Source organism: Allotabrizicola aquatica (SeqCode) (assembly GCF_965194375.1).
Lineage (GTDB): Bacteria > Pseudomonadota > Alphaproteobacteria > Rhodobacterales > Rhodobacteraceae > Tabrizicola_A > Tabrizicola_A aquatica.
The window spans coordinates 660,606-682,668 of record NZ_OZ239428.1 but is presented as its reverse complement, the minus strand read 5'-3'; the positions used below and the strand labels follow the sequence as shown (position 1 = coordinate 682,668).

The 22,063-nt window shown below is 61.6% G+C and carries 19 protein-coding genes and 1 tRNA gene; 12 read left to right on the top strand and 8 right to left on the bottom strand.

Annotated features, from left to right (window positions below; genetic code table 11):
• The first annotated feature begins 103 nt into the window (after nt 1-103).
• From cysQ to AC72UB_RS16550, 7 genes are all read left to right on the top strand, one after another.
• Nucleotides 104-898 (top strand): 3'(2'),5'-bisphosphate nucleotidase CysQ, encoded by a 795-nt coding sequence (gene cysQ, locus AC72UB_RS16580; protein WP_505190714.1) that lies wholly within the window; start codon nt 104-106, stop codon nt 896-898.
• A complete protein-coding gene (locus AC72UB_RS16575; RefSeq protein WP_463291632.1) occupies nt 895-1,683 on the top strand; it encodes a 3-deoxy-manno-octulosonate cytidylyltransferase family protein in 789 nt (262 codons plus the stop codon). Before cysQ ends, AC72UB_RS16575 begins: the two co-directional genes overlap by 4 nt.
• Nucleotides 1,680-2,891, top strand: coding sequence for a glycosyltransferase family 2 protein (locus AC72UB_RS16570; RefSeq protein ID WP_505190713.1), 1,212 nt, complete (start codon nt 1,680-1,682; stop codon nt 2,889-2,891). The genes AC72UB_RS16575 and AC72UB_RS16570 overlap by 4 nt, the downstream gene beginning before the upstream one ends.
• A 164-nt stretch (nt 2,892-3,055) precedes the next feature.
• Nucleotides 3,056-3,949 (top strand): UTP--glucose-1-phosphate uridylyltransferase GalU, encoded by an 894-nt coding sequence (gene galU, locus AC72UB_RS16565; RefSeq protein ID WP_505190712.1) that lies wholly within the window; start codon nt 3,056-3,058, stop codon nt 3,947-3,949.
• Between the two features lie 39 nt (nt 3,950-3,988).
• Entirely contained in the window at nt 3,989-5,149 is a 1,161-nt protein-coding gene (locus AC72UB_RS16560) for a glycosyltransferase family 4 protein (protein ID WP_505190711.1), read from the top strand.
• A 65-nt stretch (nt 5,150-5,214) separates the two neighbouring features.
• Nucleotides 5,215-6,204, top strand: coding sequence for a glycosyltransferase family 2 protein (locus AC72UB_RS16555; protein ID WP_505190710.1), 990 nt, complete (start codon nt 5,215-5,217; stop codon nt 6,202-6,204).
• Nucleotides 6,201-7,898 carry a DUF5927 domain-containing protein gene (locus AC72UB_RS16550; RefSeq protein WP_505190709.1) on the top strand — a complete coding sequence of 566 codons (1,698 nt, stop codon included), beginning with the start codon at nt 6,201-6,203 and terminating at the stop codon, nt 7,896-7,898. Before AC72UB_RS16555 ends, AC72UB_RS16550 begins: the two co-directional genes overlap by 4 nt.
• Here AC72UB_RS16550 and AC72UB_RS16545 read toward each other — a convergent pair whose 3' ends face one another.
• The 8 genes from AC72UB_RS16545 to AC72UB_RS16510 all read right to left on the bottom strand — a co-directional run bounded on the left by AC72UB_RS16545 (nt 7,899) and on the right by AC72UB_RS16510 (nt 12,845).
• Nucleotides 7,899-8,363: a PTS sugar transporter subunit IIA gene (locus AC72UB_RS16545; protein ID WP_463291638.1), complete on the bottom strand. Its 465-nt coding sequence runs from the start codon at nt 8,361-8,363 to the stop codon at nt 7,899-7,901. It abuts the gene before it with no gap.
• A gap of 36 nt (nt 8,364-8,399) precedes the next feature.
• The gene (gene hpf, locus AC72UB_RS16540; RefSeq protein WP_505190708.1) at nt 8,400-8,975 is read right to left on the bottom strand and encodes a ribosome hibernation-promoting factor, HPF/YfiA family; all 576 of its coding nucleotides are present in this window, start codon (nt 8,973-8,975) and stop codon (nt 8,400-8,402) included.
• 212 nt (nt 8,976-9,187) lie between these two features.
• A complete protein-coding gene (lptB, locus tag AC72UB_RS16535) occupies nt 9,188-9,973 on the bottom strand; it encodes an LPS export ABC transporter ATP-binding protein (protein ID WP_463290805.1) in 786 nt (261 codons plus the stop codon).
• Complete coding sequence (locus AC72UB_RS16530) at nt 9,973-10,467, bottom strand: LptA/OstA family protein (RefSeq protein WP_505190707.1); 495 nt, start codon at nt 10,465-10,467, stop codon at nt 9,973-9,975. The genes lptB and AC72UB_RS16530 overlap by 1 nt, the downstream gene beginning before the upstream one ends.
• A 12-nt stretch (nt 10,468-10,479) precedes the next feature.
• Nucleotides 10,480-11,085, bottom strand: a complete 606-nt coding sequence (locus AC72UB_RS16525) for a hypothetical protein (RefSeq protein WP_505190706.1) — start codon at nt 11,083-11,085, stop codon at nt 10,480-10,482.
• Complete coding sequence (locus AC72UB_RS16520) at nt 11,086-12,051, bottom strand: KpsF/GutQ family sugar-phosphate isomerase (RefSeq protein ID WP_505190705.1); 966 nt, start codon at nt 12,049-12,051, stop codon at nt 11,086-11,088.
• Nucleotides 12,032-12,646, bottom strand: a complete 615-nt coding sequence (locus AC72UB_RS16515; protein ID WP_505190704.1) for a ribonuclease D — start codon at nt 12,644-12,646, stop codon at nt 12,032-12,034. The genes AC72UB_RS16520 and AC72UB_RS16515 overlap by 20 nt, the downstream gene beginning before the upstream one ends.
• A 114-nt stretch (nt 12,647-12,760) precedes the next feature.
• Nucleotides 12,761-12,845: transfer RNA gene (locus AC72UB_RS16510), tRNA-Leu, on the bottom strand.
• A 169-nt stretch (nt 12,846-13,014) separates the two neighbouring features.
• Between AC72UB_RS16510 and AC72UB_RS16505 the strand changes: the two genes are divergently transcribed.
• From AC72UB_RS16505 to gltB, 5 genes are all read left to right on the top strand, one after another.
• A complete protein-coding gene (locus tag AC72UB_RS16505; RefSeq protein WP_505190703.1) occupies nt 13,015-13,998 on the top strand; it encodes a complex I NDUFA9 subunit family protein in 984 nt (327 codons plus the stop codon).
• The gene (locus AC72UB_RS16500; protein WP_505190702.1) at nt 13,999-14,799 is read left to right on the top strand and encodes an undecaprenyl-diphosphate phosphatase; all 801 of its coding nucleotides are present in this window, start codon (nt 13,999-14,001) and stop codon (nt 14,797-14,799) included.
• A gap of 160 nt (nt 14,800-14,959) precedes the next feature.
• Complete coding sequence (locus AC72UB_RS16495) at nt 14,960-16,396, top strand: NAD(P)-dependent oxidoreductase (protein ID WP_463290798.1); 1,437 nt, start codon at nt 14,960-14,962, stop codon at nt 16,394-16,396.
• Between the two features lie 114 nt (nt 16,397-16,510).
• Nucleotides 16,511-17,212: a hypothetical protein gene (locus AC72UB_RS16490; protein ID WP_505190701.1), complete on the top strand. Its 702-nt coding sequence runs from the start codon at nt 16,511-16,513 to the stop codon at nt 17,210-17,212.
• A complete protein-coding gene (gene gltB, locus AC72UB_RS16485; protein ID WP_505190700.1) occupies nt 17,199-21,737 on the top strand; it encodes a glutamate synthase large subunit in 4,539 nt (1,512 codons plus the stop codon). The genes AC72UB_RS16490 and gltB overlap by 14 nt, the downstream gene beginning before the upstream one ends.
• Nucleotides 21,738-22,063 lie beyond the last annotated feature (326 nt).

The following is a 22,063-nucleotide window of genomic DNA, read 5'->3' as shown; positions in this document are numbered from 1 at the left end:
CTTGCTGTTCCCTTTTCAAGGCATGATAAAGGCGAGGTCATGTTTAATCAACGCCAAGGGCGATAACGCCAAGGGCGATTTTGCCCCGCTTAAAGGACCGACCATGGATTTCGACCGCCTGATTCCGATCATCCGCCGCCTTGCCCTTGAGGCGGGGGACCGCATCATGGAGGTCTACAACGGCCCTGAGTTCGAGGTGAAATCCAAAAGCGATGCCAGCCCCGTGACCGAGGCCGATGAGGCCGCCGATGCGATCATCTCGGCCGGGCTGCGGGCGGCGTTCCCCGATGTGGTCTTGATCACCGAGGAACAGGCCGCCAGCCACGCGCTGAAGGCGCAGACCTTTTTGATCGTTGATCCGCTGGATGGCACCAAGGAATTCGTCCAGCGCCGGGGCGATTTCACAGTGAACATCGCCTATGTCGAAAACGGCGTGCCTTTGCGCGGGGTGGTCTATGCCCCGGCCCAAGGGCGGCTGTTTTATACGCGTGCCGATGGTCAGGCGGTGGAAGAACCCGGTGCTTTGGATAAGGCCGCAGCGGGGGCGACTCGCGTCATTTCGGTGTCACAGCCCGACAATGCGGGCCTGATGGTGGTGGCATCCAAATCGCACCGCGATGCGGCGACCGATGATTACATCGGCAAATACGCCTGCAAGGATATGAAATCGGCTGGCTCCAGTCTGAAGTTCTGTCTGGTGGCCACGGGCGAGGCTGATCTTTACCCCCGCCTTGGCCGCACCATGGAATGGGACACCGCCGCAGGCGATGCCGTCTTGCGCGGCGCGGGCGGCCATGTCGTGCGCTTTGACGATCATACCCCCTTGGCCTATGGCAAGCCGGGCTGGGACAACCCGTTCTTCATCGCCTATGCCCCCGGAGTTCAGCTCAAGAAATGACCACCCTCATCGCCATTCCCGCCCGCTATGCCTCAACCCGTTATCCGGGCAAGCCTTTGGTGTCCTTGAAAGGGCCCGATGGCGAGAAAACCCTGATCCGCCGCAGTTGGGAGGCGGCGATGGCCGTCAAGGGCGTGGATCGGGTGGTGGTCGCCACCGACGATGACCGCATTCGCACCCACGCCGAAGCCTTTGGGGCCGAGGTGGTGATGACCTCGTCTGATGCGCAAAACGGCACCGAACGCTGTGCCGAGGTGGCGGCCAAGCTGCCCGGCTATGATGTGGTGGTGAACCTGCAAGGCGATGCGCCGCTGACGCCTGCATGGTTCGTCGAGGACCTTGTGCGCGGCCTTCTGGCCGACCCCGGGGCCGATATCGCCACACCCGTCCTGCGCTGTGATGGCCGGGCACTGAATGGCTTTCTGGCCGACCGCCGCGCGGGCCGGGTCGGTGGCACAACTGCGGTGTTCGGGGCCGGGATGCGCGGGCTCTATTTCTCGAAAGAGGTGATCCCCTTTACGGCCAAGACCTATGCCGATGAGGCCGAAACCCCGGTGTTCCACCACGTCGGCGTCTACGCCTATCGCCCGGCGGCACTGGCGGCCTATCCGACCTGGCCTATCGGCCCGTTGGAAACGCTGGAGGGGCTGGAGCAGTTGCGGTTTTTGGAAAACGGACGGCAGGTGCTGTGCGTTGAAGTGCAGGCCAAGGGCCGCCAGTTTTGGGAGTTGAACAACCCCTCGGACGTGCCGGTGATCGAGGCCATGATGGCAGAGATGGGATGACCCTGCCTGCCGCCAGCGTTATCGTCGTCAGCCGCCACCGCGCGGCGGCGCTCGGGCGCTGTCTGATGGCGCTGGCGCAGCAAGACCATCCGCAGATCGAGGTGATTGTCGTGGCTGACCCTGAGGGCTTGGCTGCGGCTAAGGCCACTGGGCTGGCGCTGAAACTGAAGCCGTTCGATGAAGCCAATATCTCGGCCGCCCGTAACTTGGGCCTCGGCCTTGCGGCCGCCCCGGTCGTGGCCTTCATCGACGATGATGCGGTGGCGGAACCGACTTGGATTTCGCGGCTGTGTGCGGCGTTTTCTGACCCAAAGGTGGTGGCCGCCACCGGCTTTGTGCGCGGGCGCAATGGGATTTCCTTTCAATGGCAGGCCTGTGAGGTCGATGCCTTTGGCTTTGATCACCCATTGCCCGACCATGCCGCCAGCTACCCCGGCACCCCGTCGCGCGCGGTCAAGACCCAAGGCACCAACTGCGCCTTTCGTCGTTCGGTGCTAATGGCCATCGGCGGGTTTGATCCGGCCTTGCGGTTCTATCTGGATGAGGCGGACGTGAACCTGCGGCTGGCCGGGCAGGGCCTGACGGCCGTGGTTCCTGAGGCGCAGGTTCATCACGGGTTTGCCGCCAGCGCGCGCCGCCGCGAGGATCGGGTACCGACATCGCTGCATGAAATTGCCGCCTCGATCGCGGTGTTCCTGCGCCGCCATGCGCCGGATGTCGTGGGGCAAGAGACCATCCCCGCCATCGAGGCGCAGCGCAGCCGTGTCGCCGATCTACGCCGCGCCCGGCGCGTCGCGGCTGCCGAGGCTGAGGCGCTTTTGGCCAGCCTGGCGACAGGATGGGATGACGGGATGTCCCGCCCCCTGCCAGCCTTGCTGCCTGTCAAGGCAGAAGCCCCCGGGTTCAAGGCTCTTCCCGACACTGGCCCAAAATCCGGCAAGGTGATTTCTGGGCGGTTCTTGCAAAGGGCTGCCCTGTTGGCGCAAGCCCAGGCGGCACGCGCGCAGGGCAAGATTGTGACCGTGATTTCCATTGAACCCACCCCGCGAGCGCATCGGATGCAGTTCACTGACCAAGGGATCTGGCTTCAAAGCGGTGGGCTCTTTGGCTGGTCCACCCGCCACGGCCCTCGCCTGCGCTTTGCCCCCTTTTCTCGCCGCATTGCCGAGGAGACCGCCCGCATCGCACCATTTCGACCCGTAGGTTGATCGGCCTTGGACAGTGGATTGCTGGATTATTGCATCTAGGCTACGGTTGCACGGCGTAAGTCAGGAAGAGTTAGGCCGCGCCCTATTTTTGACTTAATTTTCACTGTCATTTTCCATATTGTGAACGCCATTGATCGAAAAAAGATATTGCAAAGGTATAGGATATGAAGGCGAAAAAAGTCACCAAGGCGGTATTTCCTGTCGCAGGCTTGGGCACGCGGTTCTTGCCGGCGACCAAGTCGATCCCGAAGGAAATCATGACCCTCGTCGACCGCCCTCTCATCCAATATGCCATTGATGAGGCGCGGGCCGCTGGCATCAAGGAGTTTATCTTCGTCACCTCCAAAGGCAAATCGGCGCTTGAGGATTACTTCGATCACGCGCCCGAGCTTGAGAACACCCTGCGTAAGGCGGGCAAAGAGGAACTCCTTGAAATCCTCAAGGAAACCAACATGGATTCCGGGGCCATCGCCTATCTGCGGCAGAACCGCCCGCTTGGTCTGGGCCATGCCGTCTGGTGTGCCCGCCGTCTGATCGGCAATGAACCCTTCGCGGTGCTCTTGCCCGATGATGTAATCGCCGCTGAAAAGCCTTGCCTGCAGCAGATGATGGAAGCCTATGAGCAAACCGGCGGCAACATGGTTGCCGCGATGGAGGTGTCTCCGGAAAAGGCTTCCAGCTATGGTATCTTGGATATCGGCCAAGACATGGGGTCCATCGTGGAAGCCAAGGGGATGGTGGAAAAACCCAAGGCCGCCGATGCGCCGTCCAATCTGGCCGTGATCGGCCGCTATATCTTGCAGCCCAAGGTTCTGACCAATCTCAACAAGCGCAAGCAAGGCGCGGGCGGTGAAATCCAACTGACCGACGCGATTGCCGAAGAGACCAAGTCGGGCAAGGTTTATGGCTACCGCTTCCGTGGCCAGCGCTATGACTGCGGGTCCAAGTCTGGGTTCTTGCAGGCGACCGTGGCCTTTGGTCTGGCCCGCCCCGATCTGCGGGATGAGTTTTCGGCCTATCTGCATGACATGATGGCCCTGCAAAAGGCCGCGCAGTAACCTGTGGTCCCGGCCCGGCTTCTTGATCTCACGCGGCTGATGTCGCGTTTGGGGCGCGGCCCGATGACGGGCATAGACCGGGTCGAATGCGCCTATCTCACCCATCTTGCATCGCGCGAGACGCCGCTTTTCGGTCTGGTGCGCAGTGGGGCGGGCTGGCTTTTGCTGGACCAACCCGGCTGCGCCCGCTTTGCCCAGATCGTCAGCGGCAAAGTGGGCTTGCCCCCAGCGGACCTTCTGTCACGCCTTCTCCATCGCCGCGATCCTATCCGCGCCCGCGCCGAAACCGCCGCGCGCCAGCTTGCCATCGCCCGCGCGGCCCGGCCGTTTTTGCCGCGCCTGCTGCGTCGGTTGCCACGGGGCACAAGCTATCTGAATGTCGGACATGCCAACCTAGGCGAGAAAGCTCTGGCCAGCCTGTCCCGTGCGGGTCTTTCGGTGACTGTTCTGATCCATGACACCATTCCCTTGGACCATCCGCAGTTTGCCCGGCCCGGCACGGTGGAGCCCTTTCGTGCACGCCTTGCCGCCGTTTCCGCCCATGCCAGCAGGATCATCCACCTGACCGAAGCCACCCGTCGCCTGACCGAGGCGCGGCTGGCCCTTCTGGGCCGCGTGCCGCCGGGGCTTGTTGCACCCATCGGCGTCGATCTGGCCGCGCCGGACCCGGCCTTGCTGCCCCATGGGATTGATCTTTCGGCACCCTATTTCGTGACCCTTGGCACGATTGAGCCGCGCAAGAACCACGCCTTCTTGCTGGATGTCTGGGCCCGCCTGCCGACCCCGGCACCCCTGCTTTACATTGTCGGCAACCGGGGCTGGGCCGAGGCCGCCCTTCTGGCCCGGCTTGATGCTTTGCCCGCCGATGGGCCAGTTCGCGTGCTGCACGGCCTGCCCGATGGCGCGGTGGCGGCCCTTGTCGCCCAAGCGCGCGCCCTCTTGGCCCCCTCGCTGGCCGAAGGGTTTGGCCTACCCCCGGTTGAGGCGGCAAGCCTTGGCACGCCCGTGATTGCGACGGATCTCGCCGTCACGCGCGAACTCCTTGGAAACAAGGCGGTTTACCTGCCCGCAACAGACCTATATCCTTGGATAGAGACAATCGTTCGACAGGCAGCCCTGCCGCAGATCGATGGCGAAAAGGCCGTATGGCAGGCCCCTACGTGGGATGCGCATTTCAAGACGGTCTTAAGCCTTGCGTGATAGGTGTGGGCAAAGGACGGTGGTTGCAGGCAGGATTTTTTGGTTTGAGCATTTTTTCAAGATACATGCTGCGCCTTGCGCGCAAGCGCTGGCTTTTCCGAGCGTTTCGAAAACGCCGCGAATTGCGCGCTGTCGCAGACCGTTCTGCGACCCTCTCTGGCGATGCGATCCTTGTCTTCTCCACCCTGCGCAACGAACGCGTGCGCCTGCCGTTTTTCCTGCGCTATTACCGGGAGATGGGGGTCAATCACTTTTTTATCGTCGACAATGACAGCGATGATGGCAGCCGCGAGTATCTGGCTGAGCAGCCCGATGTGTCGCTGTGGACCACCACGCACAGCTATAAACGCGCCCGCTTTGGCGTGGATTGGCTGAACTGGCTGCAAATGAAGCACGGGCACAACCACTGGTGCCTTGTGGTCGATCCGGATGAATTCTTCGTCTACCCGTTTTGCGACACACGCCCCCTGCGTGCGTTGACCGATTGGCTGGATGCCTCCTCGATCAAGTCCTTTTCAGCGATGCTTCTGGATATGTATCCCAAAGGCCCGTTTGACGCCCAACCCTATCATGAGGGGCAGGATCCCTTTGAAATTGCGCAATGGTTTGACAGCGGCAACTATACAATCCAGCGCAACCGCAAATACGGCAATCTGTGGATTCAGGGCGGCCCCCGCGCGCGCATGTTCTTCCCCGATTTGCCCGAACGCGCTCCGGCCATGAACAAGGTGCCCTTGGTGCGCTGGAACCGGTCTTACGCCTATGCTTCCTCCACCCACATGCTTTTGCCGCGCGGGCTGAATCAGGTTTATGACGAATGGGGTGGTGAAAAGGCGTCTGGCGTTTTGTTGCACGCCAAGTTCCTCGACACCTTCGCCCACAAGGCCGAAGAGGAAATGCAGCGTAAGCAGCACTATGCCAACAGCCACGAATACCGCGCCTATCGGCTGGCCATCGCCAAGCAGCCCGACCTGTGGTGCAAGTGGTCTGAGAAATACATCAACTGGCGCCAGCTTGAGATTTTGGGTCTCATGTCCAAAGGAAACTGGGCATGAGCGTTGGCTTTCTCATGCTGTGCCACACCGCACTGGACCGGGCGGCACAGGTGGCGCGGCACTGGGCGACGCAGGGCTGCCCAGTTGTGATCCACGTCGACAAGCGCGTTCGGCGCAAGGGCTATGACGGGATCGTCAAAGCCTTGGCCGATCTGCCGAATGTTCGGTTTTCTGGGCGCCATGCCTGTGAATGGGGCACATGGGGCATTGTGGCGGCCACCCAAGAAGCCGCGACCATCATGCTGCAAGACTTTCCGCAGGTGCGGCATGTCTACCTCTCCTCGGGGTCCTGCCTGCCGCTGCGCCCGGTGGCAGAGCTGGTGCGCTATCTGGATGAACGCCCGCGCACCGATTTTATCGAAAGCGTCACCACCGAAGATGTCGGGTGGACCATCGGCGGGCTGAATCTGGAACGCTTTACCATGCGCTTCCCCTTTAGTTGGCGCAAACAGCGGCGGCTGTTTGACACCTATGTGCGGCTGCAACGCCGCGTCGGGCTAAAGCGGCGCGTCCCGGCGGGCATCGTGCCGCATTTGGGCAGCCAGTGGTGGTGCCTGACGCGCCAAACCCTGTCGGCCATTTTGGACAATCCCGACCGGGCCGAGATTGACCGCTATTTCCGTCATGTCTGGATTCCGGATGAATCCTATTTCCAAACGCTTGTTCGGCAGGTGTCGGATCAGGTGGAAAGCCGGTCCTTGACCCTGTCGAAGTTCGATTTTCAGGGCAAGCCGCATATCTTTTATGATGACCATCTGCAGATCTTGCGCCGGTCTGATTGCTTTGTGGCCCGCAAGATCTGGCCCCATGCCGATCGGCTTTACGACAGCTTTCTGTCCAATGACCCCAGCGGTCAGGCGGCGGCGGAACCCAACCCCGGCAAGATTGACCGGCTGTTTGCCCGCGCCGTGGAGCGGCGCACGAAGGGCCGGGCCGGGCTTTACATGCAATCGCGCCATCCGAATGAAAACTGGGAGAACGGCCGCACCGCCGCGGCTTATTCGGTGTTTGAAGGGTTTTCAGACCTGTTCGAGAATTTTGAAACCTGGCTGGGCAAGGCGACAGGCACCCGGGTGCATGGCCACCTCTTCGCCCCCGACCGGGTGCATTTTGCCGGGGGCGATTCCGTCTACAACGGCGCGCTGTGCGACAGCGCGGCGATGCGCGACTATAACCCGAAAAGCTTTCTGACCAGCCTGATCTGGAACACTCGCGGTGAGCGGCAGTGCTTTCAATTCGGGCCGGGCGACAATCAGGACCTCATCTGGTTCATGGCCGCCGACGCAAATGCCCAGATCTCGGTGATCTCGGGGGCTTGGGCCATTCCCTTGTTCCATTCGAACCGAAATTTCGGAGATATCCGCCGCGAAGCCGCCCAGTTGCAAAAGATCGAGGCGGAGTTTCTGACGATTCTGCGCGCGTCTTGGGTCAAGGCGCGGGTGCGAACTTGGACATTGGCCGAGTTTGTCGAAAACCCGATGGAGCCTTTGCAAACCATCGTCGATGAAATCAGCCCGCGCAGCCTGCGCCGTCTGACCGAGGCGCCGCGTCTGGCGGATCTGACCGGCTTTGGCCAATTCCTGCAGAATCTGCGCAATCAGGGCATGCAGCCTGTGCTGATGGGGGATTTCCCGGCCACCGGCGTTTTGCCCCTTGGCGCCAACCGGCGCGGTCGGCCCTATCTGGTCAAGTGATCAGGCCGCTTGCGGCGCCTTGCTCTCGGTCAGGATCGCGTAAAGTTTGGACACATCGGAATTGGCGCGCAGCTTGGCGCAGATGCCTGCGTCCCGCATGGTGCGGCTGACAAGGGCCAAGGCCTTAAGGTGATCCACGCCCGAATCCTTGGGGGCCAGCAGGCAGAACACCAGATCCACCGGCTGACGATCGACGCTTTCGTAATCCAGCGGCTTTTCCAGCCGCAGGAAAATGCCGGTGATCTTTTCCAACCCGATCAGCCGGGCATGGGGCAGGGCAATCCCATTGCCCACGCCAGTTGGCCCAAGGCTTTCACGCTCTTGCAACCCATCAATGGCCATAGCCGCCGTCAGGCCATAGGCCTGAGAGGCAATCTCTCCCAGTTCCTGGAAGAGACGCTTTTTACTTGTCATCTGGCCCATGACCCGCACTGCGGCGGGGGTCAGAAGTTTCGACAGGTCCATCGGCCGTTCCCGTATGCGCCATCCCTGACGGGCGGCTTATTTGCTGTTGCGCGGGTCGATCCAGCCGATATTGCCGTCATCCCGGCGATATACGACGTTAACCCCGCCATGTCCTTCGTTGCGAAACACCAGCATCCGCTGACCACCAAGCTCTAGCTGCATCACCGCTTCGCCGACAGTGATCGAAGGAATCTTCGTCTCCATCTCGGCAATTACGATGGGCTGCAGCTCGCCCGTGTCCTCGTCTTCGGGTTCCTCCGTTGGCGCGAGGATATACGAGGAAGCCCCACCGAATTCAACAGGGGCTGGACGGCTGTGATGGTGGTTGCGGATGCGGCGCTTATAGCGGCGCAGCTGCTTGTCCATCTTCTCACGGCACGATTCAAATGCCGCATAGATTTCAGTGGCATGACCCTTGGCTTGCGCTGAAAGACCCGTCGAAAGATGGATCGTGGCCTCGCAAACATACTCATGGGCCGACTTTGAGAACACCACAACAGCCTCGGTCGGGCGTTGCGCGTATTTCTCGACGACCTCGCCAAGCTCGGCCTTCACATGGGTCTGAAGTGCCTCACCAATGTCGATTTGCTTGCCGCTGATCTGATAGCGCATGATGCCTCCTTCGCGCAGGTAACCAGTCCCGGTCTGCCCGCCGGGGCTGTGGGTTCTTGTCGTTCTTGGTTGGGAATTCTTGGCCACATCAGGTTTGTGGCGGGGCCGGGGACCGGCCGCATCGTCAAGACCATGAAGGGCAACAGACGCTTGCATCCCTTTCATTTGGGGATGGGCAGGGGCGGTTGTCAACCATGCCGTGCACGGTTGCGTCAAATGATGCGGAAGTTCTCGCCCAGATACACGCGTCGCACCATTTCATCGCGCACGATCTCATCTGTGGTACCGTGTTTCAGCACGGTGCCATCGTGCAGGATATAGGCCCGATCCACGATTTCCAGCGTCTCACGGACGTTGTGATCGGTGATGAGAACCCCGATCCCCCGCGATTTCAGATCCTGCACGAGATGGCGGATTTCGCCCACCGCAATCGGGTCAACCCCGGCGAAGGGTTCGTCCAGCAACAGGTATTTCGGGTCGGCGGCCAAGCAGCGGGCAATCTCGACCCGCCGCCGCTCTCCGCCCGACAGGGCCAAGGCCGGTGCGCGGCGCAGATGGGTGATGGAAAACTCGGACAACAGCTCTTCCAGCCGCTCACGCCGCTTGTGACGGTCCGAGATGCCGATCTCCAGCACCGCCAGAATGTTGTCCTCGACCGAGAGGCCGCGAAAGATTGACACTTCCTGCGGCAAATAGCCGATGCCGAGCCGCGCGCGGCGGTACATGGGCAGCGTTGTGACGTCACGCCCATCGATCAACACCTGACCGCCTTCGGGTGTCACCAGCCCAGCGATGGCATAAAAGGTCGTTGTCTTGCCGCTGCCGTTGGGGCCAAGAAGTGCCACCACCTCGCCCCGGTTCAGCTGCAAGGATACATCCCGGATCACCGGCCGCCGCTTGTAGCTTTTGCGCAGGTTTATGATGGACAGCCCGCCACTGCCGTCAGTCACGGTCAGGTCCGGGCCTTGGCCTGTCGTGGAGTTCGCAGACTGGGGCATCAATCCCCTCCCGGCGTGAAGGTGGTGGTCACGCCACCCTCCATCCGCCCGGTCCCGGTCTTGAGGTTGATCACCAACCGCTCGCCCTTGATCGCGGCCTGCCCTTGGGTCATCAAAACCCCGCCCGTCATGACCACCTCGCCCGTGGCGATGGTATAGTCAGCCGCCGCCGCTTCGGCGGCATCCGTGGCATTCACCACCAAGACCCCGCCTGTGGCCAGCAGGCGAGAGATGGCCTTGCCGGTGGCGTCATATTCCACGCGCACCTCGCCGGCCTGCATCCGCATTTCGCCTTGCTTCACCAGCACGTCGCCCGAGAAAATCGCAGTGCCGTCGGTCTGGTTCACGGTCAAGTTCTCAGCGGTCACCTCAACTGGCAGCTGCGTGTCCGCCTTCAGCCCGCCGAAAGCGACATTCGTCCCCTGCGCCAGGGCCGCGCCCAAGGGCAGCGCCAAGGCTGCCGCAAGGAAAAGGGGAATGAAACGGCTGCGCATCTGAAAAATCCGTCAGTGGTTGGGCTGGTATATCAGGCGCACGCCCTTATTGAAAACCAGAAGATGGGTTTTGCCATCACCTGTCACATCCATGCGCAGCCCGCCCGCTTCAAGCTGACCGATGGGGGCGGTTGCCAGCACCGCGCCGCCGCTTTCCATAAAGCTGCGATCGGTGCCCAGCGTCAGCCGGTCGGTCGTCACCTCATAGCCGGTTGAGGTTGCAAGCCGCACCCCCGCGTCCAGCACAACCGTGCCAGCGTTGCTGTCAAGCTGTCCTGAGCCCGCCGATATCTCGGTGCGAAAGCCAGCGGCTGTTGAAAGCTCACCCTTCAGCCCGGTCACCCGCCCGCCGCCCTCGCTGGGTGTAGCTTTATCGGCTGACAGGGTCAGCGTGGCCCCATCCGATGTCACGGTTGAAAAGCCTGCCCCGGTCATCCGCGGTTGGGCCAGCCGGTCGGCGATTTCGACATCGGCATAGGGAATCGCGTCTTCCGGGTCGATCTCGCGGGAAAACAGGAACAAGGAGGACAGTATGGCCAGCGCCACCAAGGGCAGCGTGACCTTTAGGATCATCACGATCCGGGAATGGAGATTGTCTTGGGCGGGGTTCCGCGCCACCTAGACCACTCCGGCCCGCAGGCAATCATGGATGTGCAAGATGCCCCGAACCTGGCCAGGTTGGGCCGGGTCGACGACGAAAAGGCAGGTGATCTTGCGATCATTCATCAAGGCCACCGCCGTTTCGGCCAGCGCATCGGGTGCCACGGTGCGCGGCGCGCGTGTCATGACCTGCCCGGCGGTCAGGGCCAAAAGCCCCTCCATATGGCGGCGCAAGTCGCCGTCGGTGACAATCCCGGCCAAAAGGCCCGCATCATCGGTGACACCGACCACGCCAAAGCCCTTGCGGCTGATCTCCAGCAGTGCCTCGCCCATCGGGCGGTCATGCTTGATCAAGGGCAGTTCGGCATGCATCAGGTCGCGCACCTTCAGAAGTTTTGCGCCCAGCTTGCCGCCGGGGTGGAACATGCGGAAATGTTCGGGGGTAAAGGCGCGATGCTCCATCAGGGCAATCGCCAGCGCGTCGCCCAAGGCCAGTGTCATGGTGGTGGAGGTAGTCGGCACAATCCCGGTCTCACAAGCCTCAGCCGCCGGGGGCAAAAGGATGGCCACATCCGATTGCCGCAACAATGTTGATCCGTCGCGCCCCGCAACCCCGATCAGCGGGATTGAGAATCGCCGGGTATGGGCGACGATATCGGCGAGTTCCGAGGTCTCGCCAGAATTGGACAAAACCAGCGCCACATCGCCTTGTGTTACCATCCCCAGATCGCCGTGGCTGGCTTCGGCGGGGTGCACGAAATGCGCCGGCGTGCCGGTCGAGGCCAAGGTCGCGGCGATCTTGCGGGCGATGTGGCCCGATTTGCCCATGCCCGACACGATCACCCGGCCCTTGGCGGCCAGAATCAGCTCAACCGCGCGGCCAAAACTGTCGCCAAGGCTGTCGCCCAAGAGCGTCAGGGCCTCGGCCTCGCGGGCGATGACGCGGCGGCCGGTGGCCAGAAAATCAGTGGTGGAAGAGGTCATTCGGCTCATCCCAGCCCAAAAGGTCCAGTTCCGCCCGCGTGGGCAGGAAGTCAAAGCAGGATTGCGCCAGCGCCATCCGCCCCTCGCGGTGCAAGATCGCCTCAAGCGCGGCTTTCAGCTTGTGCAGATACAGGACATCCGACGCCGCATAGTCCTTTTGCGCCTCGGTCAGCGTGGCCGAGCCCCAATCGCTGGTTTGCTGGGCCTTGGACACATCCACGCCCACATATTCCAGCAACAGGTACTTCAGCCCATGCCGGTCGGTATAGGTGCGGATCAGCCTTGAGGCGATCTTGGTGCACCAGACCGGCGCGGTGCGCACGCCAAAGGCCTTTTGCAAGGCGGCAATGTCAAAGCGACCAAAGTGAAAGAGCTTCAGCACCGCCGGATCGGTCAGCAGCCGCTGCAGATTCGGCGCCGTTGTCTGCCCGCGCGCGATCTGCACCAGATGCGCATCGCCCTTGCCATCCGACAGCTGCACCACGCAGAGCCGGTCGCGGCGCGGGTCCAGACCCATGGTTTCGGTGTCAATGGCCACGACGGAGCCAAGGTCCAGCCCATCGGGCAGGTCGTTTCTGTGAAGGTGAATGGTCACGAGGTCCGTCCGATCATCAGGGTTGCAAGCGGCTTAGCCCCGCCCGCGCCATGGGTCAACGTCGACAAGCCCTGAAAAGCAAAAGACCGCCCGAAGGCGGTCTGTTGAACGAAATGGTGCCCAGAAGAGGACTCGAACCTCCACGCCTTGCAGCGCTGGTACCTGAAACCAGTGCGTCTACCAATTCCGCCATCTGGGCACGTTTTCAGTGGGCCGGGGTTTAGCCGGGGCGCTTTGGGGTGTCAACGGGCATTTCGTGAATTATGTCGCGGCGTGATGCGACAAGATCGGGGCCTTTGGCCTTGCCCGTTCGGGGCCACAAAGCTATGCAGAGGCCAATTCAAAGTAGGCCAATAGGGGTTTCCCACATGAGCAAACTTGTCACCATCTTCGGCGGCTCGGGTTTTGTCGGTCGCTACATTGCGCGCCGCATGGCCAAAGAAGGCTGGCGCGTGCGCGTCGCGGTGCGTCGCCCGAATGAGGCGCTGCATGTCAAACCCTATGGCGCTGTCGGGCAGGTGGAGCCTGTCTTGTGCAACGTGCGCGACGAGGGTTCGGTGCGCGCGGCCATGGCGGGGGCGGATGCGGTGGTGAACTGCGTCGGCACCTTTGACCGAGGCGGCAAGAATAACTTTACCGCCGTGCAGGCTGAAGCGCCGGGCCGCATCGCGCGGCTGGCGGCTGAGGCGGGGGTGGAGAGCTTGGTACATCTTTCGGCCATCGGGGCCGATGTGGAGGGGGCAAGCCTTTATGCTCAATCCAAAGGTGCGGGCGAAGCGGCGGTGTTGGCGGCGTTTCCTACTGCCGTGATCCTGCGCCCCTCGGTGATTTTCGGCACGGAAGATCAGTTCTTCAACCGCTTTGCCGCCATGTCGCGCATGGGGCCGCTTTTGCCCGTGGTGGGCGCCGAGACGCGGTTTCAGCCTGTACATGTGGACGATGTGGCACAAGCGGCGGTCAAGGGCGTGCTTGGGCAGGCGCATGGCATTTATGAACTCGGCGGGCCCGAGGTTGCGACTTTCCGCGCGTTGATGGGCAAGATGCTGGGCATCATTCGCCGCCGCCGTCTGGTGCTGAACATCCCGTTCTTTGCGGCGCGCATCATGGCGACGGGGCTGGATTTCGCCTCGGCGCTGACGCTGGGGCTGTTCCCGAACAAGATGCTGACCCGCGATCAGGTCACGAGCCTTGGGTCCGACAATGTCGTGGCCGCTGGGGCCAAGGGATTTGCCGATTTGGGGATCGAGCCTGCGGATATGGATTCGGTGCTGCCGGAATATCTGTGGTGCTTCCGCCCCTCGGGCCAATATGCCGCGATCAAGGAATCGGCCAAGAACCTGCGGAAGGCCTGATTGGACGATCTGTTAACAGTCGCCCTTCTGGGCCTGTTGGAGGGGCTGACCGAGTTTCTGCCGGTTTCCTCGACGGGCCATCTTCTGTTGGCATCGCATTTCTTGGGCTTTGAAAGTGCCGGGAAAACCTTTGAGGTGGTGATCCAGCTGGGTGCCGTGTTGGCGCTGTTGACCGTGTATTTCGCCAAACTGTGGCAGGTGTTTTCCACCGCCCACCGCGACCCGGCGGCGATGCGGTTTATCATCTCGGTTTTGTTGGCCTTTTTGCCCGCCGCTGTGATTGGCGTTCTGGCGCATGAGTTCATCAAGACGGTGCTGTTCGAGACCCCGCGCCTGATTGCCATCATGCTGATTCTGGGTGGAATCGTGCTGCTGTTCGTCGACCGCATCGCGCCGACCCCGGTGTATCACGATGCCACCGCGCTGCCCCTGCGCAAGGCGCTGGCCATTGGGTTTGTGCAGTGTCTGGCGATGATTCCCGGTGTGTCGCGGTCTGGGGCCACGATTGTGGGTGCGCTGTTGATGGGGGTCGAAAAGCGGGCGGCGGCGGAGTTTTCGTTCTTCCTGTCGATGCCGACCATGGCGGCGGCGGTTGGGTATGACCTGCTAAAGAACCGCGATGTGCTGGATTTTTCGGCCTGGTCACAAATCGCGCTGGGCTTTGTGCTGGCCTTCATCACCGGGGTGATCGTGGTCAAATGGCTGCTGAGCTATATCAGCCGCCACGGCTATGCGCTGTTTGGCTGGTGGCGAATCATCGTTGGATCCTTGGCTTTGATCGCGCTTTCCTTGGGGTTTTGAAGGTATAGGTAAATTGTGCTGACCTAATATTCGGCCAATTTGTGCGTTTGCTGCCCGTGGGGGGTGAAAAACAGCCGAATAGGTCACGCATGCTGACTTTTATTCCCAACCGGTCCAAAGTATCCCTGCGCCGATAACCAAGAAGTTTGGGGGCGCAGCCATGGCCACGCAGAAGATGCTGAAGTTCGTAAGCTTGGGCAAAGAGATGCCCACCAAGCGTGATGCCACGATGCGCGCCAGCGATTTCCATGAGATTTACCGCGAGTTCGCTGCCGAGAAGGCCGCCGAGCAGGCGAGCCGCTGCAGCCAGTGCGGCGTGCCTTACTGCCAGTCGCATTGCCCCTTGCACAACAACATCCCTGACTGGCTGCGCCTGACCGCCGAGGGTCGTCTGCAAGAGGCCTATGAGATTTCTCAGGCCACCAATACCTTCCCCGAGATCTGCGGCCGCATCTGCCCGCAGGATCGGCTGTGCGAAGGCAACTGCGTCATCGAACAGTCGGGCCATGGCACGGTGACCATTGGCGCGGTCGAGAAATATCTGACCGATCTCGCGTGGGAAAACGGCTGGGTGCTGCCGATCACGCCGGGGGCCGAGCGGGCGGAATCGGTGGGCATCATCGGCGCGGGTCCCGGTGGGCTGGCGGCGGCGGATGTGCTGCGGCGCAAGGGCGTGCAGGTCACGGTCTATGACCGCTATGACCGCGCGGGCGGCTTGCTGACCTATGGCATCCCCGGCTTTAAGCTGGAAAAGCCGGTGGTCATGCAGCGCATTGAACAGTTGGAAAAGGCGGGCGTGCAGTTTGTGATGAACTGTAACGTCGGCACTGACATTTCCTTTGACGCCATCCGCGGCCAGCATGATGCGGTGCTGATCGCTACGGGCGTTTACAAGGCCCGTGACATCGAAGCCCCGGGCGTTGGTCTTTCGGGTGTCGTCAAGGCGCTGGATTATCTGACCGCGTCGAACCGCAAGAGCTTTGGCGACGAGGTGGTTGAGTTTGACAATGGCACGCTGGATGCCAAGGGCAAGCGCGTGGTGGTCATCGGCGGTGGCGATACCGCGATGGACTGTGTGCGCACCGCCATTCGGCAGGGTGCGGTGAGCGTCAAGTGCCTCTATCGCCGCGATAAAGCCAATATGCCCGGCTCGCAGCGCGAGGTGCAGAACGCCGAGGAAGAGGGCGTGGATTTCGTCTGGCTGACCGCGCCGCGTGGCTTTGTCGGATCAGACCATGTGCATGGCGTGATCGTGCAGAAAATGCGCCTTGGCGCGCCGGATGCCAGCGGTCGCCAGTCGCCCGAGATCATTGAAGGGGCCGATTATACGGAAGCGGCGGATCTGGTCATTCAGGCGCTGGGCTTTGAGCCCGAGGATCTGACCGGCCAGTGGGATGCGCCGGATTTGGCCGTGACCCGTTGGGGTACCGTCAAGGCCGACTTCCGCAGCCATGCCACCAACCTGCCCGGCGTCTATGCGGCGGGCGACATTGTGCGCGGGGCCAGCCTTGTGGTTTGGGCCATCCGCGATGGGCGTGAAGCGGCGGATGCGATCTTGGAATATCTGGCCCAACCGGCCCAAGTGGCGGCGGAATAGCCGTCTGGTGTGTGTCTGGTGCGCGTCGGGTCTGCGTATGGCATCCGTCCCGACAGGCGCCAATCGGTAAAATGTTCATCGGTCAGCACGGCTGACCAAAACCGGAGTGACAGAATGAAGGCCCTGATCGCGCTTCCGCTCCTCTTTGCCACCCCTGCGTTTGCGGGCAGCTTTGTCGCGCCCGAGGGCTGCACGACCTACCTCACCGTGCAGTCGCGCGGCTGCTATGTCGCGAATTACTACACCTGCGAGGCTGACCCTGCGGGCCACAAGTGGCGGGCGGATTTCGATCAGGAAGGTCCGTTCTTTCTGAGCCGGATTGATGATGAGACCCAGTGGATCGAAAGCATCGAATTGAACCCGGTGGTCACGCAGACGCTGGATGCGAACCCCGAGGACCCGGCAAGCTTTACCAACCTGACCGAGACGGGCCGCGATGATTTTGTCTTCAGCCTGTCCAAGGACAATGGTGAGCATTCCAATGTGGTGGGGTTTGACCAGCTGACGGGTCGCACCATCACCATCGACGGGGTCACGCTGGACGAGACCCAGTTCGAATACACTGAGACCGACGATGCTGGCACTGTCCTGCGCCAGGCGCGGGGCAATGAATACATCAGCCGTGAATTCCGGATGTTCTTTTCGGGATCTTCCGAATGGGATGACGGCAATGGCAACTGGCTGCCGATGGACAGCCATCCGATCAAGTTCTTTCGCGACGGCGACAAGGGCTTTGAATCCACCCAACCGATTTTCGACTGTGACGCCGTCTTGTCGCAGCTTAGCAGAAAGGGCCTGACCCATGACAACCTATGATGACGCCTGGGTAAAGGCTGAAGAGGCCAAGCGCGCTTGGTTGGATGCCAACGGGCTTTACAAGGCCGAGGATGAACATTCGTCCTGCGGCGTGGGTCTGGTGGTGGCGATTTCCGGCAAGCCAAGCCGCAAGGTCGTTGAAAACGGGATCAACGCGCTGAAGGCGGTGTGGCACCGGGGCGCGGTCGATGCCGATGGCAAGACCGGGGATGGTGCGGGGATCCATGTGCAGATTCCGGTCAAGTTCTTCTATGACCAAGTGCGCCGCACGGGCCATGAGCCGGACACCAAAAAGCTGATCGCTGTAGGTCAGGTCTTCTTGCCGCGCACGGACTTTGGCGCGCAGGAGCGGTGCCGGACCATCGTGGAAACCGAAGTGCTGCGGATGGGCCATTACATTTATGGCTGGCGGCATGTGCCGGTGGACACGAGCGTTCTGGGCGACAAGGCCAATGCGACGCGGCCCGAGATTGAGCAGATCCTGATCCGCTGTGAGAAGGACATCGATCAGGAGCAGTTTGAGCGTGAGCTGTACATCATCCGCCGCCGGATTGAGAAAGCCGCTAATGCCGCCGGTATTCAGGGGATGTATCTGTGCAGCCTGTCGTGCCGCAGCATCATCTACAAGGGCATGATGCTGGCCGAACAGGTCGCCACCTTCTACCCCGATCTGATGGATGAGCGGTTCGAGTCCGCCTTTGCGATTTATCACCAGCGTTACAGCACCAACACCTTCCCGCAGTGGTGGCTGGCCCAGCCCTTCCGGATGCTCGCCCATAACGGCGAGATCAACACGCTGAAGGGCAACGTCAACTGGATGAAGAGCCACGAGATCCGGATGGCGTCCTCAGCGTTTGGCGATATGGCCGAGGATATCAAGCCGATCATTCCGGGTGGCACCTCGGATTCGGGTGCGCTGGATTCGGTCTTCGAAGTGCTGGTCCGCTCGGGCCGGTCTGCCCCCATGGCAAAAACCATGCTGGTGCCGGAGGCTTGGTCGAAGGCCACGACGAACATGCCCAAGGCTTGGGCGGATATGTATTCCTATTGCAACTCGGTCATTGAGCCGTGGGATGGTCCGGCGGCGCTGGCCATGACCGATGGCCGCTGGGTCTGCGGGGGCCTTGATCGCAATGGCTTGCGCCCGATGCGCTATGTTGTGACCGGCGATGGGCTGCTGATTGCGGGCTCTGAGGCGGGCATGGTGCCGGTGGATGAAACCACCATCCGTGAAAAGGGCGCGCTTGGGCCGGGGCAGATGATTGCTGTCGATATGGCCGAGGGCAAGCTCTTCCACGACACCGAGTTGAAGAACAAGCTGGCCAATGCCCAGCCCTATGGCGATTGGGTCGGCAAGATCGTTGATCTGAATGCGCTGTTGAAGGACGTGCCGGAGCAGCCGCAATTCACCGGGGCGGAACTGCGTAAGCGGCAGATCGCGGCGGGCTATTCGATTGAAGAGCTGGAGCAGGTGCTGGCCCCGATGGTGGAGGACGGCAAGGAAATGGTCGCCTCGATGGGCGATGATACGCCGGCGGCTGTGCTGTCGTCGGTTTACCGGCCGCTGTCGCATTTCTTCCGGCAGAATTTCAGCCAGGTGACCAACCCGCCGATCGACAGTTTGCGCGAAGGCCGGGTGATGTCTTTGAAAACCCGGTTCGGAAACCTGCGCAACGTCTTGGACGAGAACAACAGCCAGACCGAGATTTTGGTGCTGGAAAGCCCGTTCATCGGCAATGGTGAGTATGAGGTTCTGGTCAAGCGCTTTGGCGATCAGGTGGCCTTCATCGATTGCACCTTCCCGGCAGGCGCGGGCGCTGATGCGCTGCGGCAGGGGTTGGAGCGGATCCGGTCTGAGGCTGAGGTGGCGGTGTCGTCGGGTGCGGGTCAGTTGATCCTGACCGATGAGCATCAGGGTGCGGGCCGGGTGGCCATGCCGATGATCTTGGCCACCAGCGCGGTGCATTCGTGGCTGACCCGCAAGGGGTTGCGGACCTTCTGTTCGATCAACGTGCGGGCGGCGGAATGTATTGATCCGCATTACTTTGCCGTGCTGATCGGGTCGGGGGCGACCACGGTGAACCCCTATCTGGCCGAGGACAGCATTGCCGACCGCATTACGCGGGGGCTGTTGGACGGCTCGCTGTTGGACGCCATGCGCAACTACCGCGATGCGATTGATGCTGGGCTTTTGAAGATCATGTCCAAGATGGGCATTTCGGTGATCTCGTCCTATCGCGGGGGCCTGAACTTTGAGGCTGTGGGCCTGTCTCGCGCCATGGTGGCCGAGTATTTCCCCGGCATGCAAAGCCGCATCTCGGGCATTGGTCTGCAAGGTTTGCAGATGAAGGTCGAAGAGGTGCACGCGAAGGGCTGGAAGGGTGGCTCGGATGTGCTGCCGATTGGCGGCATCTACAAAGCGCGGCGGTCGGGCGAAAAGCACGCTTGGGAAGCCCAGACCATGCATATGCTGCAATCGGCCTGTGACCGGGCGTCTTATGACATCTGGAAGCAGTATTCGGCTGCGATGCGGGCCAATCCGCCGATCCATATCCGCGATCTTCTGGACATCAAGGTCCTGGGCAAGCCCGTGCCGATTGAAGAGGTGGAAAGCATCACCTCGATCCGCAAGCGGTTTGTGACGCCGGGCATGTCCTTGGGCGCGCTGAGCCCCGAGGCGCACAAGACGCTGAACGTGGCGATGAACCGGATTGGCGCGAAGTCTGACTCGGGTGAGGGCGGTGAAGATCCGGCGCATTTCGTGCCGGAACCGAATGGCGACAACCCAAGCGCCAAGATCAAGCAGGTGGCGTCAGGCCGCTTTGGCGTGACGGCGGAATATCTGAACGCCTGCGAAGAGTTGGAAATCAAGGTCGCCCAAGGGGCCAAGCCCGGTGAGGGTGGGCAGTTGCCCGGCATGAAGGTGACCGCGCTGATCGCGCGGCTGCGCCATTCGACGCCGGGTGTGACGCTGATCTCGCCGCCGCCGCACCATGACATCTATTCCATCGAAGACCTCGCGCAGCTGATCTATGACCTGAAGCAGATCAACCCGCGCGCCAAGGTAACCGTGAAGCTGGTGTCGTCCTCGGGTGTTGGCACGATTGCCGCCGGGGTGGCCAAGGCCAAGGCGGATGTGATCCTGATCTCGGGGCATAACGGCGGCACCGGGGCCTCTCCGGCGACCTCGATCAAATATGCGGGTCTGCCGTGGGAGATGGGTCTGACCGAGGCGCATCAAGTTCTGGCGATGAACAACCTGCGCGACCGGATCACGCTGCGGACCGATGGTGGTTTGCGGACCGGGCGCGACATTGTGATGGCCGCGATGATGGGGGCTGAAGAGTTTGGCATCGGCACGGCGGCGCTGATTGCCATGGGCTGTATCATGGTGCGTCAGTGCCAGTCGAACACCTGCCCGGTCGGGGTTTGCACGCAGGACCAAAAGCTGCGCGACAAGTTCACCGGCAGTGCCGACAAGGTGGTGAACCTGATCACCTTCTATGCCCAAGAAGTGCGGGAAATCTTGGCTCAGATTGGCGCGCGGTCGATTGATGAGATCATCGGGCGGGCGGATTTGCTGACGCAGGTTTCGCGTGGCTCGGCGCATCTGGATGATCTGGACCTGAACCCGCTGTTGATCACGGTGGATGGGGCAAACCGCATTACCTATGATCGGTCCAAGCCGCGCAATGCGGTGCCGGACACGCTGGATGCGGAAATCATCAAGGATGGTCACCGCTTCTTTGAAGACGGCGAAAAGATGCAGCTGTCCTATGCCGTGCGCAACACGCACCGCACGATTGGCACGCGGGCATCCAGCCATATCGTCAAGAAGTTCGGGATGAAGAACAGCCTGCAGCCTGACCATCTGACAGTGAAGCTGACCGGGTCTTGCGGCCAGTCTTTGGGGGCTTTTGGCGTTCGGGGTCTGAAGATTGAGGTGCAAGGCGATGCCAACGATTATGTTGGCAAGGGCCTGTCGGGTGGCACGATCACCGTTCGCCCGCCGATGTCGTCGCCGCTGACCGCATCTGACAACACCATCATCGGCAATACGGTGCTCTATGGCGCGACGGGGGGGTATCTGTATGCCTCGGGTCGTGCGGGGGAGCGCTTTGCGGTGCGCAACTCGGGCGCGTCGGTGGTGGTTGAGGGCTGCGGGTCGAACGGGTGTGAGTATATGACGGGCGGTGTGGCGGTGATCCTTGGGTCCATTGGCGCCAACTTTGGCGCGGGGATGACGGGGGGCATGGCCTATCTCTATGACCCGAAAGGCACGGCGGAAGATTTCATCAACCCCGAAAGCCTTGTGACCTGTGCGGTTGGCCATGCCCATTGGGAAGCCCAGCTGAAAACCCTGATCGAGGCCCATGCCGCCGAGACGGGCAGCCGATTGGCCGCGCGGATCTTGGCGAATTGGGAGGCCGAGCGGGCGAATTTCCTGCAGGTCTGCCCGAAGGAAATGCTAATCCATCTGCCGCATCCTTTGTCGGATGAGGCGGTGAAGGTTCCGGCGGAGTGAAGGTGAGAGGCCCCCGGAAGGGGGCCTTTTGCTGTGAAGGGTGCGGGTGAATGATCCAAGGGTTTAGGGTGAAATGACCGCTTGGAACCCATTGCGGACGTCAGTCCGCGCCTCACTTCTTGCCCGGAATCAAGGGCGAAGCCCGCCGGGCCGCGCCCGACCTCCTCCCGGGAGGGCGCGTTTGCAACGGGTGCCAGCAGAAATTCGGGGGAAGAACTGGAACCATAAAGTGCCTAGAACTTTTGTCGGCGCGCCGTCCCGAGGTCGGGCGCGGCCCTGTGTTGGATCCGGTCAATGACGGCTTCGTCCCGCAAACCGGACTTTGG